Here is a 15742-nt window from a genome sequence, read left to right as displayed (position 1 = left end):
ATCGCCATCCTTTCGCAAAGTCGGCGATCAGTATGCAAGAAGTGGCCCGGAAGATTCAATCTGGGGGCAGGATTTGCGACTGGCATCACGCACGGTTCATGCTGAACGAGTTGTGTGTAACGCTATGCGTCTTCAGCCCCTTCGTCGGAAAGACCGAAGCACTGCTGCGCGACGTACAGGCGCAGCATCCGCTCCAGGCCAATCGGCGGCCGACCGCGTTCCCCCTTCGGATAGCACGGCGCCAACGCTTGCAGCAGATCCGGCCACGGCGTCAATGCCTCGATCTCGCCCAGAAATCGGTCTCGCCGCGTCTGCTTCTTCTTGGCGCTGTACTCAAGTTCGGAGAAGGTGGCTTGCATGGTCGGTCACGAGCGGGAGGCAGGGCGTCATTATCTCAAAGAGCGGCTGCCGACGGCAGGCCTCGGGCGGTTTCGATTAAATCAGCGCTTCCCTAACCTTAATCGTTGGGCTTCATACGCTCACCCCCGATACCCACTTGGTAGTATCCAGCAGGGATTCATCATATCTGTTACCCCCATGGAGTCACGGATGCTGAATCGCCCTCTCTCTAAAAAGAAAAACGGATCAATGGAAGCTCGAACACAGTCAGAGAACTCGTTGATCGCGTGAGTCAGATTCATTAGAAGCACGAGATTTTTGCTCTGCCATGCTTCAGAGTGGTTCGCGTATTGTGCGTACTCGTCACGCCAATCCTTCTTCCAAGTTTTATCCTCTTGATAGAATCCCGCATCTGCACGCGGCAACCAGGCAACAGTCATATAGTGATCCGCATATTCGCAAGCTCGGCTTGATAATTCGTGAATCGAATCTTCGAGTGCCACTTGCGTACCTGGCAAAATAGCATGCTGCACGGAGGCATTGAACTCGTAAATGCCGTCAATCCACTTGATGTAGGCAAGATGCCTGACGGCGTGATCTGAAATAACATCCCATGCCTTAAGCATTAGCTTTTCTGACGCAATTTCAACTAATCTCTTGTAAACAAGCGGGGCCGGATTGGGAGATTGCTCAAAAATTGTTTTTATCCAGTTTTCGTGATCACTCTTTATCTGAAGCAGCCTTTCAACAGACCATAGAGTTACATTGGTATCCACAATCTTGTGATGAATGTTGCACAAAAGAATTAGATTTGGGTATCGATTTCGATCTGCTTCTGGTACTGGGTGGTAACCCCTTGGGCCATCTACTTTCTCCGCTACGATGTGACAGTTTTCGCCGATGATAATCCCTCCGGCTGCAACGGTATCGCTTTCCGGCGTGAGCACTCTCCGACAATCAGGCATTGAGCAACGTCCTGCTGCTCTTGCCCAGAGAATCTTAATGTCTACAGATGGCACACTCATCCAAGATACTCCATTAACTCAAAGCCCAACGCCGTGTTCACCGGCTCGTCCGGTGTAAAGCATCGTTATGTCTTTCACTATATGACCATCAGCTTATTTTCAACGGTGGCTTCAATGCTGGTGGACCTCAAATCGATATCGCATTCGGGATATATCTTGCTTGCCATGGACCGCCCGACAATTCTTGTTGTTTCAGAAAATAGTAACGAGCAAGCATTTAGCATTTCGATGTTGTAACTATTTATGTCGATCGATCCGACTTCATATTCAGCAAGCAACCGTTCAGTAGTATAACAAAAGTATCTATCAGTCTCGGACAGCGCGTAGGTTATGTTTGCGGCAGTTTTGGCATCACCGCCAGCAGCTCGAAGGTGAATTCTATAGATTTCTTCGTCTCTGGTTCGATTAGGTCTGTTGTATAAATCAATATTTCTCCCACTAGAATTGCATGATTCGTTGCTTCCGGCACACTCTTGTTTTCGACGCTCCCATTCGACCTTATTTTGACCATAAACACCCAGTGCACTTTTAACTACAACTTCATACCCGGTTGTTTTTATGTCCAAGTCAATTAAGGTCTCACTATTTTCCGTGGCGTATAAAACTCGGTTTGTGATGTTGTGGCAAACATAATGAATACCGTATTGTCCACTAATGACTAATTTCTCTCGCTCCGGGTGATCGTCTTTAATATCAGGTGAGACTAAGCATTTTGCAAAATCCAAATCTGCACTAGAAAGATGTTGGTAAACTCCAGCCTCATCGATCCCACAGAAATCTCCCGCACAATACCAGTAACCATTAGGAGCTTCAGGATTAAGGGGGAGTTTTGATTCTTCTACAGCAAAGGTGTGAACAACAATTTTTACCACTTGGTCAAGCCACGTTCTCAACTTGTAAAAGAAAAATGCGCGTGCTGGTGCGACCATGGCACTACAGACAACTAGGTTTGGTTTTTTTGAAGAATTCATATATCCTCTCTTTTGCTTTCTTATCTGGTCTTTCAAAGAGTATTACAACATCTATGGCGTTAAATTGAGGGGGACGGCATAGCCAGTCTCTCTCGAATGCAAAATTATGCGTCGGATTTTGGCGGGCCATTACTTTGTTCGGCTATTTCGGTTGCCAGCTTTAGTGCTCGCTTCACGCGGCGCGCTTCTTTGGCAATTGGCACAAGAAGAGCCATGGCAAGAACTGCAAGCAACACCGAACTAATGACGCCAAGGTCAATGATATTTAAGAAAGTCCCTGCTAACGTTAGAATAACCCACGCAAGTATAAAGTCTAACAGCAAGAGAAGTGGGCCGAGGAAACGGGGATCGGCCAAAACTTGAATATTCAAATCGTGGGAGTGAGATATTTCAATCGTCGTACCTGCCTGTACCGCTCCCTCAGCGTTTGCCTTTCCTTGAAGTGCAGCAGCCTCAAGCTCAAGTTTACGAATTTCCGCCCGAGTCTTTTTGAAAGACAGCAATACAATCGGTAGGCCAAACATCGTGCCAAGACCCGTTAATACAGCACCAAAGACTTTGACATACGCGTCAGCTTCACTCAGCCAAGTGGGAGATGCTGGCGGTGCTGCCTGAGCAAGAGCAAGTGCAGGCATGATGAGCAATGGGGCTACAAGCGTAAGAACAGTCTTCATCGTTTCATTCGCCACAGAGTTGCTACTGCACTTCCGATGCATAACGAATAGGGTTTATCCCTCGCGCCGCAAGCGCTGTTCTGTCCGAGGAGGCTCGTCGCGAGGGATAAACCGTGTTGAACTGAACCGACGCTCAGGCGGCAATACTGGGGATTGTAAGCGCCGGTGATGTCTTCTGGATAGGGGCGAGAGCGATTTCCGTAGCCAAACGGGCTATGAAGAACGGATCCGTGCATCGGCTACCGCACTTGGTGGCAGCGGAGTCGTCCGGATGGCGATGTCCGCTGAGATTTCGCAGGTCCTCGCCGAGCGCGGCCCGCACGATGCGTGATGGATCGCGGGGGCCATCCAGGCTTGAGCGGTGAGTCAGGGCAGGAATTGGCGTCATGGCTGCGGCCCATCCCGGCAGCGCGGTGCCGGTGCGTCGGCCTCGTGCTTCAGTGGCGGCAGGGTGGCGACGGTGCGCCAGCGGCCGTGCTGGCAGTGCGGACAGAGTGGCGGATCGTGTCCGCTGACACGGGCGAGGAAAGGTTCCGCGGCTTCAATGGCTGCCGGCTGTGGTTCAGGTGTCTGGAGGGCGGCACGCGCGGCTGCGATCCGTTCGCGCTTGTGGGTGGGTGCGAGCAGCCCGTAGTGGCGGATGCGCTTGAAGCATTGAGGCAGCATATGGCGCAGAAAGCGCGCGATGAATTCGCCGTTCGGCAGGGTGACGGTGCGCTTGGCGCCGGTCCGATTGTCCCGCGCCCGCAGGCGGACGTGCTCGTGATCGCTGCCGATGATGCGCTCGTTCGAGATCGCCACGCGGTGGGTGTAGCGAGCCAGATAGTCGAGCACCTGCGCCGGGCCGCCGGGCGGCGGGTTGGCGTAGACCACCCAGTCGTGCTTGAGCAGTGCGCGGCGCCGTGCATTCCAGGCAGGCGGCGCCCTCCGGATCGTCGGGAATCCGAGCACTGCGATGCGCGTGATCAAGCGCGTCGAGAAACTTGCCGCGAAAGACGCGCAGCGGTACGGCAATCGACGATTGCGCGCCACGCACGCGTTGCGCCGGGGACAGCGCATAGGTGCGTCGGTACGCGGCCTCGCATTACTTTCCGCGATGAACTGTCGGGCCTATTCTCTTCCGATGAGAGTCACCGTGACGCGTACATTCGCGGCTTCCGCCGCTCCCACAGAGTCAAACACCGAGTTCGCGGCTTCCGCCCCTCCCACAGGGCTGAACACCGGGTTCGCTGCTGGCTCTGCTCCCTCAGGCAGGCGGGCCTGCGCCTGAGGGAGACTTGCGGTTTCAGACCCCGCGGCGGCGGCGGGCTTCGTAGAGGCAGACGCCGGCGGCGACCGAGACGTTGAGGCTGGACACCGATCCGAGCAGCGGGATCGACACCAGCAGGTCGCAGGTTTCGCGGGTCAGGCGGCGCATGCCGTCGCCTTCGGCGCCGAGCACCCAGGCGGTCGCTTTCGGCCACTGCGCGGCGTAGATGTCCTGCGACGCTTCGTCGTCGGCGTCGGTGCCGATGACGTAGATGTCGCGTTCCTTCAGTTCGCGCAGGGTGCGCGCGAGGTTGGTGACGGCGATGTAGGGGACCGTTTCGGCGGCGCCGCTGGCGACCTTGATCGCCGTCTGCGTGAGGCCGACGGCACGATCCTTCGGCGCGATCACCGCGTGCGCGCCGACCGCGTCGGCGACGCGCAGGCAGGCGCCGAGGTTGTGCGGGTCCTGGATGCCGTCGAGCACGAGCAGGAAGGGCGGCTCTTCGAGCGTGTCGAGCACGTCGTCAAGCGTGACGTAAGGCTGGGCCGCAGTGACGAAGGCGACGACGCCCTGGTGCGTTGCGCCGGGGGCCATCGCCGCGAGGCGGCCGGCGTCGACCGGCAGCAGGCGGACCTTGGCGACTTCGGCGCGGCGGATGAGGTCGCGCGCGCGCGCATCGCTACGGCCGGCGTCGAGGTAGATTTCGCGGATCGAATCCGGCGCGTGGCGGAGTTTGGCGAGGACGGCGTGAAACCCGTGGATCGGGCGGAACTGCGACATGAAAGAATCCTTCTTGCTGTAAGGCGGCGAGTTTACCGTGAAACAGCAGCGTGGGCTGTCCTCGATTCGGGCCTTCCGGCCCTCCCACGACAGGCCGATGGACCGGGAGCGTTTTTCGTGGGAGTGGCGGAAGCCGCGAACGAGCTCGTTTCATGGCATGGGGCGGCTGTCGGCGCGAGCCGGCAGCGCCCGGTTCAGGACCTTGGTGATCCCTGCGCTCAAGCGGGCGTACGCTTGGCCTTCTTCGGCTTCTCGGCCTTCTCCGGCTTCTTCGGCGTTTCGGCGCTCGCTGAAGCCTTCTTCGCCTTCGGCTTGGCCGTCTTCTCGGCGGCCTTCTTCTTCGCGGGCTTGTCGGCGCCGGCAGCCGGCTTCTTCGTCTTCGGCGCGGTCCTGGCCTTTTCGAGGATGGCGGCAGCGGACTGCAATAGCGATACTGCGACACCGTCCGCTTTGCTGCCCGCCGGTTCGGCAGGGGTTTCAGGCGCGCTGGCCGGTTCAGCCGTGGCCTTCTTCACCACACGCTTCGCTGCAGGCTTGACCGCGGGCTTCGTTGCCGGTTTCACCTCGGGAACTTCCAGCGGCGTAGTGCCGAGCACGAAGTCGATGCGGCCGGTCTCGAGGTCGGCGCGCACCAGCTTCACGCGCAGGCGGTCGCCGAGGCGGTAGCGCTTGCCGGTGCGCTCGCCGAGCATCTGGTGGCGCACGGCGTCGAACTGGAAGTAGTCCTCGCCGAGTTCGGAGACATGCACCAGGCCTTCGACGTAGATCCGGTCGAGCGCGACGAAGATGCCGAACGGGGTCGCGCTGGCGACGGTGCCGTCGAACTCCTCGCCGATCCGCTCCTTCATGTAGTAGCACTTGAGCCAGTTGGCAACGTCGCGCGTCGCCTCGTCGGCGCGGCGCTCGGTCGCCGAGCAGTGCAGGCCGATCTCGTCCCAGCCGGCGGCCGGCAGCTTCTCGCCCTTGAGCGTCGCCTTGATCGCGCGGTGCACGAGGAGATCGGGGTAGCGGCGGATCGGCGAGGTGAAGTGCGTGTAGCGCTCGTAGGCCAAGCCGAAGTGGCCGACGTTGTCGGGGCTGTACATGGCCTGGCGCAACGAACGCAGCATCACCGTCTGCAGCAGTTGCGCGTCGGGACGCGACTGCACCTGTTCGAGCAGCTTCGCGTAGTCGCTGGCCGAGGGCTTGTCGCCACCGGTGAGCCCCAGTCCGAACTCCTTCAGGAAGCTGCGCAGGCCTTCGAGCTTCTCCGGGGTCGGTCCTTCATGCACGCGGTAGAGCGTCGGCTGACGATGGCTTTCGAGGAAGGCCGAGGCGCAGACGTTGGCGGCGAGCATGCACTCCTCGATCAGCCGGTGCGCCTCGTTGCGCTGCACCGGGACGATGTTGGCGATCTTGCCCTGCTCGTCGAACAGCATCATCGTCTCGATCGTCTCGAAGTCGATCGCGCCGCGCTCGCTGCGCGCCTGCGCCAGCGCCTGGTAGAGCTCGTACAGGGTGCGCAGCTTCGGCAGCAGCGCCGCCTGCGTGTGGTCCTCGGGGTAGGCCTCGCCCGACAGCCAGCCCCATACCTGGTTGTAGGTCAGCCGCGCGGCCGAGCGGAACACCGCCGGGTAGAACTTGTAGCCCTCGATCACGCCGCTCTCGCTGACCTGCATGTCGCAGACCATCGCCAGGCGATCGACCTCGGGGTTGAGAGAACAGAGCCCGTTCGACAGCTTCTCGGGCAGCATGGGGATGACGCGGCGCGGGAAATAGACCGAGTTGCCGCGCTCCTCCGCCTCGCGGTCGAGCGCCGAACCGGGAAGCACGTAGTGCGAGACGTCGGCGATCGCCACCACCAGGCGCCAGCCGTCGCCGCTCTGCTCGGCATAGACGGCGTCGTCGAAGTCCTTCGCCGTCTCGCCGTCGATGGTCACCAGCTGCAGGTGGCGCAGGTCGATGCGGCCGGCCTGGTCCATCTTGCGCACCTTCAGCGGCAGCTTCTTCGTCTCGGCAACCACCTCCGGCGAGAACTCGAACGGCAGGTCGTGCTTGCGCAGCGCGATCTCGATTTCCATTCCGGGGTCGGCGTAGTTGCCGAGCACCTCGACGATGCGGCCGATCGGCTGCGCGTGGCGGCTCGGCTGTTCGATGATCTCGACGATCACCACCTGCCCGGCCTGCGGCTTGACCCGGGTCTTCTTCTCCGGCGGCGGTACCAGGATGTCCTGGCTGATGCGCTTGTTCTCGGGGACGACGACGGTGATGCCGTGTTCGATCAGCACGCGGCCGACGACGCGCGTGTTGGCGCGTTCGAGCACCTCGACGATGGCACCCTCGTTGCGGCCGCGGCGGTCGACGCCGACGACGCGCACCAGCGCGCGGTCGCCGTGCAGCACGCGCGTCATCTGCCGTGCGTCGAGGAAGATGTCGGCGCCGCCGTCGTCGGGAACGAGGAAGCCGTAGCCGTCCTTGTGCCCCTCGATGCGACCGGCGATCAGGCTGGCGCGCTCGGGGACGATGTAGGCCCCCTTGCGGTTGCGCATCAGCTGCGCCTCGCGCTCCATCGCGCCGAGGCGGCGCTGGAAGGCGATCAGTTCGTCGTCGGCAATGTCGAGCAGTTTGACGAGGCGCTCGAAGGCCGCCGGCTTGCCCTCGGCCTCGAGCAGCGCCAGGATGTACTCGCGCGAAGGCAGCGGATTTTCGTAGCGCTGCAGCTCGCGTTCGAGGTACGGATCATTTTTTCGGACCTTCGACAATTTTCTTGTTGACATCGTTCATTCTCTCAGTAAAATAGCAACTTCTTCGCAGCGCACTACAGCGAAGCAAGCCCAGGTGGCGAAATTGGTAGACGCGCCAGGTTCAGGTCCTGGTGGTGGCAACACTGTGGAGGTTCGAGTCCTCTCCTGGGCACCAAGATTCAGAAAAAGCCGACTTTCGAGTCGGCTTTTTTGTTTTCAGCCTTCCCTGCTGCGCCGACGCGCGCTGTAGCGATGGCACATCATACCAGCCTGCAGCCGGCAAGGCCCGCGCATCCGACGCGCCGCCCTTCATGGGAGGGGCGGCAGCCGCGACGCCGCCTGGCACCTTGCTGCCTGTCACACGCCCATTCGCGGCTGCCGCCGCTCCCACGAGCAGCGCACGCAGCCTCAGCCTGGGGTGGGAGGGCCGGCAGGCCCGAATGCAGGACCTGCCCCGCTGAAGTTTCACGTTAAAATGCGGCCGACGCGTACCGGAACGGAGCGAGGAATACCGTTGCGGGCGCCTTGCAGAAGCATCGGGACAAGGATCCCTACCGTCACACCCCTCACGGAGCACGCAAGCCCATGGAAACCGGCACCTCTTCTTCCGTCGCACAAAAGACCAACTCGGCGCTGCTCGGCCTCATCGTCATGGCCCTGGTCGCACCGGTGGTCGGCTGGATGTGGATCTACTGGAAACTGCCCGCCCTCATCTTCTCGGGCGTCGTCCTGCTCGGCGGGACGAAATTCCTGCCCAAGGGCGCGCGCTGGCAAAGCTTCGGCAGCTTCCTTGTCTACGGCACCTTCCTCGGCACCGTCGTCGCACTCGTCGTCGAGTTCTTCTACTTCGGCATATAGAGGGATCGCGCGGGGCGCTGCCTCACGCCAGGTCGCGCGCAGATTCGTGGCTTACGCCACTCCCACGAAAAGCGCTCCCGCGGCATTCGCCTGCCGTGGGAGGGCCGGAAGGCCCGAATCGAGGCCTTCCCGCCCGGAAAGTTTCAGGGTAAGGAGCGCAGCCCCGGGCGCCCGATCTGGTCAGCGGCGGCGCTTGTCCAACTTCACTGCGGGTGCCTTCGCAGCACGCGGCGCCCGCCTGGCTTCCCCGTTTGCAGCCCCCTTCCCCGCTCGCGGCGTCGTTGCGCGCGCGACCGTTCCGTTGCGCTGCGGCTCATTGCGCCGCAGCGCCGGCCGCTGATCGCCGCGACCGGGCAGAGCCCCCGGACTCGTCTCGCCGCGCTGCAGCGTGTGCCGCACCCCGGCCCTGCCCGTGCCGGCGCCTGCAGCATGCGCGTCGACGAAACCAGCCGGCTGATGCGCCGGAATCAGGTGCTTCTTGCCCGGACCGATCAGGTCGGCACGACCGATGCTCTTCAGCGCGTCGCGCAGCATGGGCCAGTTGGCCGGGTCGTGGTAGCGCAGGAAAGCCTTCTGCAGGCGGCGACCGCGACCGCTGCGCTCGGTCTCGAGTGGCGCCGAATCACGCTTCAACGGCCGTAGCGGGTTGCGCCGCGAGTGGTACATGGTCGTCGCCAGCGCCATCGGCGTCGGCAGGAAGGTCTGCACCTGGTCGAGGCGGAAGTTGTTGCGCTTCAGCCACAGCGCCAGATTGACCATGTCCTGCAGGCTGGTCCCCGGATGCGCGGCGATGAAGTACGGGATCAGGTACTGCTCCTTGCCCGCCGACTGCGAGAAGCGGTCGAACAGCTCCTTGAACTTCTCGTAGTCGCCGATCCCCGGCTTCATCATCGCCGACAGCGGCCCTTCCTCGGTGTGCTCGGGGGCGATCTTCAGGTAGCCGCCGACATGGTGCGCGGCCAGTTCGCGCACGTACTCGGGCGAGCGCACGGCGAGGTCGTAGCGCACGCCGGAACCGATCAGCACCTTCTTGATGCCGGGCAGCGCGCGCGCCTTGCGGTAGAGCTGGACCAGCGGCGAATGGTCGGTATCGAGGTTCTCGCAGATGCCCGGATAGACGCAGGACAGCCGCCGGCAGCTCTGCTCGATCGCGCGGTCGCGGCAACCGAGGCGGTACATGTTGGCGCTCGGCCCGCCCAGGTCGGAAATGACGCCGGTGAAGCCCGGCGTGCGGTCGCGGATTTCCTCGATCTCGCGCAGGACCGACTCCTCCGAACGGCTCTGGATGATGCGCCCCTCGTGCTCGGTGATCGAGCAGAAGGTGCAGCCACCGAAGCAGCCGCGCATGATGCTCACCGAGAAGCGGATCATCTCGTAGGCGGGAATGCGCGCCTTGCCGTAGGACGGGTGCGGCCGCCGCTGGAAAGGCAGGGCATAGACCGCGTCCATCTCGGCAGTCGTCAGCGGGATCGGCGGCGGGTTGAGCCAGACGTCGCGCTCGCCGTGCGCCTGTACCAGCGCGCGCGCGTTGCCGGGGTTCGATTCGAGGTGCAGCGTGCGCGAGGCGTGCGCGTAGAGCACGCGGTCGTCGCGCACCGCTTCGTAGGAAGGCAGGCGGACGACGCTGTGCGCACGTGCCGCGCGCCGGTACTCCATCCGCGCCAGCCGCGTCACGCGTGCCTCGGGGTCGATGCGCACCGGCTGCAGGTCCTCGTACGGACTCTGGTGCGGGTCCACGATGCGCGGGATGTCGAAGCTGGTCGAGTCGACCTCGATCCAGCCGCGCTCGGCGAGGGCGCCGCGCTGAGTCAGATAGGCGGTGCCGCGCAGGTCGCGGATCGATTCGATCGACTCGCCGAGCGCGAGCCGGTGCGTGAGTTCGACCAGCGCGCGTTCGGCGTTGCCGTAGATGAGGAGGTCGGCCTTGGCGTCGGCCAGCGCCGAGCGGCGCACCTTGTCCGACCAGTAGTCGTAATGCGCGATGCGCCGCAGGCTGGCCTCGATCGAGCCCATCACCACGGGAACTCCCGCGTAGGCCTCGCGGCAGCGCTGCGCATAGACGACCGCAGCGTGGTCGGGCCGCCGGCCGGGCTCCGCGTCGGGCGTGTAGGCGTCGTCGCTGCGGATCTTGCGGTCGGCCGTGTAGCGATTGACCATCGAATCCATGTTGCCGGCAGTGACGCCGAAGTACAGGTTCGGCCGGCCGAGCACGCGGAAGGGGTCGGCCGAACGCCAGTCGGGCTGGCTGATGATGCCGACGCGGAAGCCCTGCGCTTCGAGCAGGCGGCCGATCAGCGCCATGCCGAAGCTCGGGTGGTCGATGTAGGCGTCGCCGGTGACGAGGATCACGTCGCAGGAGTCCCAGCCGAGATTGTCCATCTCGGCGCGCGACATCGGCAGGAAAGGGGCGATCCCGAAGCGCCTGGCCCAGTACGGGCGCCAGGAGAAGAGGCCTTTCGGCGGCGAGAACGGCGAGGGGGGGAGGACGATGGCGGTCATTTGCGCGCGATTGTACAGGCTGCCGGAGCCAGCCGGGCGGCGACGCGAGTTCCGTTGAGGGCATGCTTGATTCTCACGAAACAGGCAGGCCCTCAACGAAAAATGCAAATTGCATCATGCGGCAAGCTCGGCTAGGATTAACCATGCTTCTTGCAGGTCATTTAACTTGCCTCGCGTCCTTGCCGCACAGCATCCGAGCGACAGTGGCCGCGCAACTCATTGCGGGAGAACACGAATGATGAAGAGCAGTGTCCTGTCGGTCGCCCTGATTGCCAGCTTCGCAGGAGCGGTCGCTGTCGACCCGGCGCAAGCCGCGGGCAAGGAACCGATCCAGCCGATCGCGCCAGCCAGGATCACCAATCCGGCGCTGGTCGAACTCGGCAAGAAGCTCTTCTTCGACCCGCGCCTCTCCAGGTCGGGCTTCATTTCGTGCAACTCCTGCCACAACCTGTCGCTGGGCGGCACCGATAACCTGAAGACCTCGATCGGCCACAACTGGAACGAAGGCCCGATCAACTCGCCGACGGTGCTCAATGCGAAGTTCAACATCGCCCAGTTCTGGGACGGTCGCGCCGCCAACCTGCAGGCACAGGCGGGCGGGCCGATCGCCAACCCCGGGGAAATGGCTTTCAGCCACGAGCTCGCGGTCGAAATATTGCAGTCGATCCCCGGTTACGTGAGCGAGTTCAAGAGGGCGCTCGGCTCCGACAAGATCGACATCGACAAGATCACCAAGGCCATCGCCGCCTTCGAGGAAACCCTGGTCACCCCGAACTCGCGTTTCGACAAGTGGCTGAAGGGCGACAAGAAGGCGCTCAGCCAGCAGGAACTGGCAGGTTACCAGTTGTTCAAGGAGGTCGGCTGCATCGCCTGCCACAACGGCACTGCAGTCGGCGGCAATTCGTTCCAGAAGCTGGGCGTCGTCGAGCCCTACGTGACGAGCAACCCGGAGCAAGGCCGCATCGAAGTCACCGGCAAGGACGCCGACCGCTTCAAGTTCAAGGTCCCGACCCTGCGCAACGTCGAACTGACCTACCCTTACTTCCACGACGGTGCCGCCAACACCCTGCCCGAAGCCGTCAACACCATGGCACGCATCCAGCTCGGCCGCTCGCTCACGGTCGACGAGAACGCCAAAATCGTCGCCTTCCTGAAGACGCTGACCGGCGATCAGCCGAACTTCAAGCTGCCGATCCTGCCACCTTCGGCCGACAACACGCCGCGCCCGACGCCGTTCGCGAAGAAGTAGGCGCCCTTCAATTCCCCAGACCTCTTGCACAGTGCAACCCAAGCTGATGTAATAACGTTGTTATTACTCTCTCGGAGAACCGCCATGCGTACCGCTGTCAGGAAGATCGGAAACTCTCGTGGCGTGCTCATTCCGGCGGCGCTGCTCACCGAATGTGGCATCACCAACGAAGTCGAACTCCGACTCGATGGCACGCGAATCGTGATCGAACCAGTAAAGCCCGCCCGAGAAGGCTGGTTTGACGGTTATCGAGCCGAAGCCGATGCAGACGCGTGGGAAGGACTTCCCGCCGATGCCGACAGCGGAGAATGGGAATGGTGAGGGCAGAAACCCGAGTTCGCCGTGGCGACGTCTACTGGGTCAATCTTGACCCCACCATCGGCAGCGAGATCAAGAAAACTCGTCCGGCACTGGTGGTGTCGCCGGACGACATGAACGCCGCCTTGCCACGCGTGATCGTCGCCCCCATCACCAGCCGTGGTCAGCCTCTGGGATGTCGTCCCGAACTGACGTTCAACGGCAAACCCGCCCGCATCCTGCTCGACCAGATTCGCTGCGTAGACAAGGCACGGCTCGCAGGCAAGCTCGGGGAAATTCCCGCCTCGGTTTGGCAAGGCGTGCTGCTGGAAATGCTCGAATAGCCCCTATCCCCCCGCCCGCAGCGCGTGCATCGGCGGCGTCGCCAGCAGGCGCGAGGCGGCGATCCAGCCGGCGCCGGCGACGAGTACTGCGCCGCTGCTGGTGGCGAGCAGCGGTAGCCACGGGTCGAGCGGCAGGGTGACGTTGAAGATGCGCCCGGCGAGCAACTGCCCGACCGCCATCGCGCCGATCGCGGCGATCAGGCCGGAGAGCGCGCCGATCGCCGCGTATTCGCCGAGCAGCGCGCGCGCCAGTTGCGCGCGGCGGGCACCGAGCGCGCGCAGCAGAGCGAGTTCGTAGCGGCGTTCGTCGGCGGCCGAGACCAGCGCCGCCCAGAGCACGACCAGCCCGGCGGCGAGCGTGAACAGGAAGATGAACTCGATCGCGTGCGAGACGAGGTCGAGGATGGCCTGCAACTGCGCGAGGATCGCGCCGACGTCGATCACCGTCAGGTTGGGAAACTCGCCGACCAGGCGGTTGACGAAGGCGGCGTCGGCAGCTGGCAGGTGGAAGGAAGTGATCCAGCTTGCCGGATACGCTTCGAGCACCCCCGACGGGGTGATGATGAAGAAATTGACGCGCATCGAGTCCCAGTCGAGCTTGCGCAAGGCGACCACCTCGACGGCGAGCGCCTCGCCGGCGACGTCGAAGAGCAGCCGGTCACCGACCTGCAGTCCGAGCGTCCGGGCGAGCCCCGCCTCGACCGAGACGACGCCGCGACCGCGGTCGGCGTCGGCGAACCAGCGACCGGCGACGAGCTTGTTCCCCTCGGGCGGCGCGTCGCGCCAGGACAGGTTGAACTCGCGCTCGATCAGCCGTTGCGCGCGCGTGTCGGTGAAGCCGTCGGCGCTGACCGCCGCGTCGTTGATCTGCGTCAGCCGGCCGCGCACCATCGGTGCGAACTCGGGCCGATAGCCGGCGTCGGCAAAGAAGCCGCGCACCGCGTCGAGCTGGTCGGGCTGGATGTTGATGACGAAGCGGTTCGGCGCATCGGGCGGTGCCGAAGCGCGCCAGGCAGCGATCAGGTCGCCACGGATCGCGGTAAGCAGGAGCAGCGCCATCAGCCCGATCGCCAGCGCGCTGATCTGGATCACGCTGGCGCCCGCGCGCCGCTCGATGCCGAGCAGGCCCTGCCGCCAGCCGCGCCCGCGCTCGCCGGCCACGAGCGGCCAGCGCCGTGCGGAGAGCGCAACCAGCCAGACGGTTGTGCGCCCGATGAGCGCGAAGGCGAGCAGCGCCGCAGCGAAGCCGCCGAACACCCAGGCACCGAGCTTCAGGTCGCCGGCGATCCAGAGCATCAGTCCAGCCAGCGCAGCGATGCCGACGGCAACACCGCCGAGCACTCCGGCGCCCGGCGCGCCGAGGTCGCGGCGCAGCACGCGCAAGGTCGACACGCGCCGCAATTGCAGCAGCGGCGGTGCGGCGAAGGCGAACAGCAGGGTCAGGCCGAGCACCAGACCCTGCGCCGCCGGCCGCCAGCCGGGCGCGGGCAAGGGACTGGCAAGCAGTTCGGCGATCACCGCGTGCAGGACGAAATGCGCGGCGTAGCCGAGCGCACAGCCCGCCGCCGCTGCAAGCAGCCCGAGCAGGACGAACTGGCAGCCGAACAGCGCGAGCAGTTGCCCCTGCGTGGCACCGAGGCAGCGCATCACCGCGCAGGCGTCGAGGTGGCGCTGCGTGTAGCGGCGCGTCGCCAAGGCGACTGCGACCGCGGCGAGGATCGCCGTCAACAGCGCCGCCAGACCGAGGAAGCTGCCGGCGCGGTCGAGCGCCGAGCGGATCTCGGGACGCGCGCCCTGGGTGTCCTCGAGGCGCTGCCCGCGCACGAGCAGCGGCGTCACCGCGCTGCGGAAATCGGACAAGCTAGCCTCGTCGCCGGCGAGCAGCAGCCGGTGAGCGATGCGCGCGCCCGGCTGGACGAGGCCGCTGGCGTCGAGGTCGGCGAGGTTCATCATCAGGCGCGGCGCGACCGAGAAGAAGCTGACGCCGCGATCGGGCTCCTGCGTCAGGATGGCGCCGACCGCGAGCGTCGCCTTGCCGACCGCGATGCGGTCGCCGGGCGCCGCGGCGAGCGCGAGTGCGAGCCGCTCGTCGATCCAGACGACACCGGGCGACGGCACGCCGACGGCGGCGGCGTCGGGCGCGTTCAGCGCCGGCGCGATGCGCAGCCTGCCACGCAGGGGATAGCCTTCACTCACCGCCTTCACGTCGGCCAGGTTCGAACGCGCGCCCTGCCCCGCCGCTGCGGACGAGTCGGCGAGCTTGCTCACCATGCTCGGGAAGGACTGGGTGCGCGCCGTGCGCAGGCCCGGACGCGCGGCGAGCGCATCGACCTGCGCCGACGGCGGATGATCGGAGACGAGCACCAGATCGGCGGCGAGCAGCTGGCGCGCCTCGGTGTCGAGCGCGAGGCGGACGCGGTCGGCTGAGAAGCCCACCGCGCTCAGTGCGGCGACGGCGATCGCCAGCGCCGCGGCGAGCAGGCGCAGTTCACCGCCGCGCGCGTCGCGTTTGAGCATGCGCCAGGCCAGTCGCCAGATGTTCAAGCCGGTCTCTCCTTGGTTGTGTCTGCGCTTCGATAGTTAAGGTGAAACGTGGAACAATTTCGTGAAACATCGGCCGACGCGATCTTCGGAAGCCATCGCGACCAGCAGCCCGTCAGTCGGCGGGGCCGCGAAATTGGAAGAACGAACTGGATTGCCACGGCGCTACGCGCCTCGCAATGACGGCAGCAAA

The 15742-nt window shown here is 63.7% G+C and carries 11 protein-coding genes, 1 tRNA gene and 2 pseudogenes; 5 read left to right on the top strand and 9 right to left on the bottom strand.

All coding sequences use genetic code 11. The annotated features are described in order from the left end of the window. Nucleotides 1-125: 125 nt before the first annotated feature. The 7 genes and pseudogenes from CCR84_RS16315 to rnr form a co-directional block, all read right to left on the bottom strand. Nucleotides 126-359 (bottom strand): annotated as a pseudogene (locus CCR84_RS16315) (transposase); the annotation flags it as partial. 120 nt (nucleotides 360-479) lie between these two features. Beyond that, nucleotides 480-1364 (bottom strand): hypothetical protein, encoded by an 885-nt coding sequence (locus tag CCR84_RS16310; protein WP_201214791.1) that lies wholly within the window; start codon nucleotides 1362-1364, stop codon nucleotides 480-482. Between the two features lie 77 nt (nucleotides 1365-1441). Beyond that, the gene (locus tag CCR84_RS16305) at nucleotides 1442-2335 is read right to left on the bottom strand and encodes a hypothetical protein (RefSeq protein WP_201214789.1); all 894 of its coding nucleotides are present in this window, start codon (nucleotides 2333-2335) and stop codon (nucleotides 1442-1444) included. Nucleotides 2336-2439: 104 nt separating this feature from the next. Next, nucleotides 2440-3009: a hypothetical protein gene (locus CCR84_RS16300; RefSeq protein WP_201214788.1), complete on the bottom strand. Its 570-nt coding sequence runs from the start codon at nucleotides 3007-3009 to the stop codon at nucleotides 2440-2442. Nucleotides 3010-3393: 384 nt separating this feature from the next. Beyond that, nucleotides 3394-4009 (bottom strand): annotated as a pseudogene (locus tag CCR84_RS16295) (IS91 family transposase); the annotation flags it as partial. A 285-nt stretch (nucleotides 4010-4294) separates the two neighbouring features. Continuing rightward, nucleotides 4295-5038 carry a 23S rRNA (guanosine(2251)-2'-O)-methyltransferase RlmB gene (rlmB, locus tag CCR84_RS16290; RefSeq protein ID WP_201214785.1) on the bottom strand — a complete coding sequence of 248 codons (744 nt, stop codon included), beginning with the start codon at nucleotides 5036-5038 and terminating at the stop codon, nucleotides 4295-4297. A gap of 218 nt (nucleotides 5039-5256) precedes the next feature. Next, nucleotides 5257-7794: a ribonuclease R gene (rnr, locus tag CCR84_RS16285; protein ID WP_201214782.1), complete on the bottom strand. Its 2538-nt coding sequence runs from the start codon at nucleotides 7792-7794 to the stop codon at nucleotides 5257-5259. A 55-nt stretch (nucleotides 7795-7849) separates the two neighbouring features. Here rnr and CCR84_RS16280 point away from each other — a divergent pair. After that, a tRNA-Leu gene (locus tag CCR84_RS16280) sits at nucleotides 7850-7936 on the top strand. Nucleotides 7937-8346: 410 nt separating this feature from the next. Then, the gene (locus CCR84_RS16275) at nucleotides 8347-8619 is read left to right on the top strand and encodes a hypothetical protein (protein ID WP_201214777.1); all 273 of its coding nucleotides are present in this window, start codon (nucleotides 8347-8349) and stop codon (nucleotides 8617-8619) included. Nucleotides 8620-8799: 180 nt separating this feature from the next. Here CCR84_RS16275 and CCR84_RS16270 read toward each other — a convergent pair whose 3' ends face one another. Beyond that, complete coding sequence (locus tag CCR84_RS16270; protein WP_242508793.1) at nucleotides 8800-11013, bottom strand: YgiQ family radical SAM protein; 2214 nt, start codon at nucleotides 11011-11013, stop codon at nucleotides 8800-8802. A gap of 340 nt (nucleotides 11014-11353) precedes the next feature. On the opposite strand from CCR84_RS16270, the gene CCR84_RS16265 reads away from it, so the two are divergent. From CCR84_RS16265 to CCR84_RS16255, 3 genes are all read left to right on the top strand, one after another. After that, complete coding sequence (locus CCR84_RS16265; RefSeq protein WP_201214775.1) at nucleotides 11354-12367, top strand: cytochrome-c peroxidase; 1014 nt, start codon at nucleotides 11354-11356, stop codon at nucleotides 12365-12367. 84 nt (nucleotides 12368-12451) lie between these two features. After that, complete coding sequence (locus tag CCR84_RS16260) at nucleotides 12452-12688, top strand: AbrB/MazE/SpoVT family DNA-binding domain-containing protein (RefSeq protein WP_201214774.1); 237 nt, start codon at nucleotides 12452-12454, stop codon at nucleotides 12686-12688. Then, nucleotides 12682-13008 carry a type II toxin-antitoxin system PemK/MazF family toxin gene (locus CCR84_RS16255; RefSeq protein ID WP_201214773.1) on the top strand — a complete coding sequence of 109 codons (327 nt, stop codon included), beginning with the start codon at nucleotides 12682-12684 and terminating at the stop codon, nucleotides 13006-13008. Before CCR84_RS16260 ends, CCR84_RS16255 begins: the two co-directional genes overlap by 7 nt. Nucleotides 13009-13011: 3 nt before the next feature. Here CCR84_RS16255 and CCR84_RS16250 read toward each other — a convergent pair whose 3' ends face one another. After that, nucleotides 13012-15552 (bottom strand): ABC transporter permease, encoded by a 2541-nt coding sequence (locus tag CCR84_RS16250; RefSeq protein ID WP_338052642.1) that lies wholly within the window; start codon nucleotides 15550-15552, stop codon nucleotides 13012-13014. Nucleotides 15553-15742 lie beyond the last annotated feature (190 nt).

Origin of the sequence: Rhodocyclus purpureus (assembly GCF_016653115.1) — a bacterium.
In the GTDB taxonomy this organism is placed as follows: domain Bacteria; phylum Pseudomonadota; class Gammaproteobacteria; order Burkholderiales; family Rhodocyclaceae; genus Rhodocyclus; species Rhodocyclus purpureus.
Note: the sequence above shows the minus strand (reverse complement) of the source record. Positions and strands in the feature narration are given on the sequence as shown.

Bases quoted from the DNA above. Each gene is read 5' to 3' on its own strand.
- CCR84_RS16255 (WP_201214773.1), top strand. From the start codon at position 12,682: ATGGTGAGGGCAGAAACCCGAGTTCGCCGTGGCGACGTCTACTGGGTC.
- rlmB (WP_201214785.1), bottom strand. From the start codon at position 5,038: ATGTCGCAGTTCCGCCCGATCCACGGGTTTCACGCCGTCCTCGCCAAA.
- CCR84_RS16265 (WP_201214775.1), top strand. From the start codon at position 11,354: ATGATGAAGAGCAGTGTCCTGTCGGTCGCCCTGATTGCCAGCTTCGCA.
- CCR84_RS16260 (WP_201214774.1), top strand. From the start codon at position 12,452: ATGCGTACCGCTGTCAGGAAGATCGGAAACTCTCGTGGCGTGCTCATT.
- CCR84_RS16300 (WP_201214788.1), bottom strand. From the start codon at position 3,009: ATGAAGACTGTTCTTACGCTTGTAGCCCCATTGCTCATCATGCCTGCA.
- rnr (WP_201214782.1), bottom strand. From the start codon at position 7,794: ATGTCAACAAGAAAATTGTCGAAGGTCCGAAAAAATGATCCGTACCTC.
- CCR84_RS16310 (WP_201214791.1), bottom strand. From the start codon at position 1,364: ATGAGTGTGCCATCTGTAGACATTAAGATTCTCTGGGCAAGAGCAGCA.
- CCR84_RS16270 (WP_242508793.1), bottom strand. From the start codon at position 11,013: ATGTCGCGCGCCGAGATGGACAATCTCGGCTGGGACTCCTGCGACGTG.
- CCR84_RS16275 (WP_201214777.1), top strand. From the start codon at position 8,347: ATGGAAACCGGCACCTCTTCTTCCGTCGCACAAAAGACCAACTCGGCG.
- CCR84_RS16305 (WP_201214789.1), bottom strand. From the start codon at position 2,335: ATGAATTCTTCAAAAAAACCAAACCTAGTTGTCTGTAGTGCCATGGTC.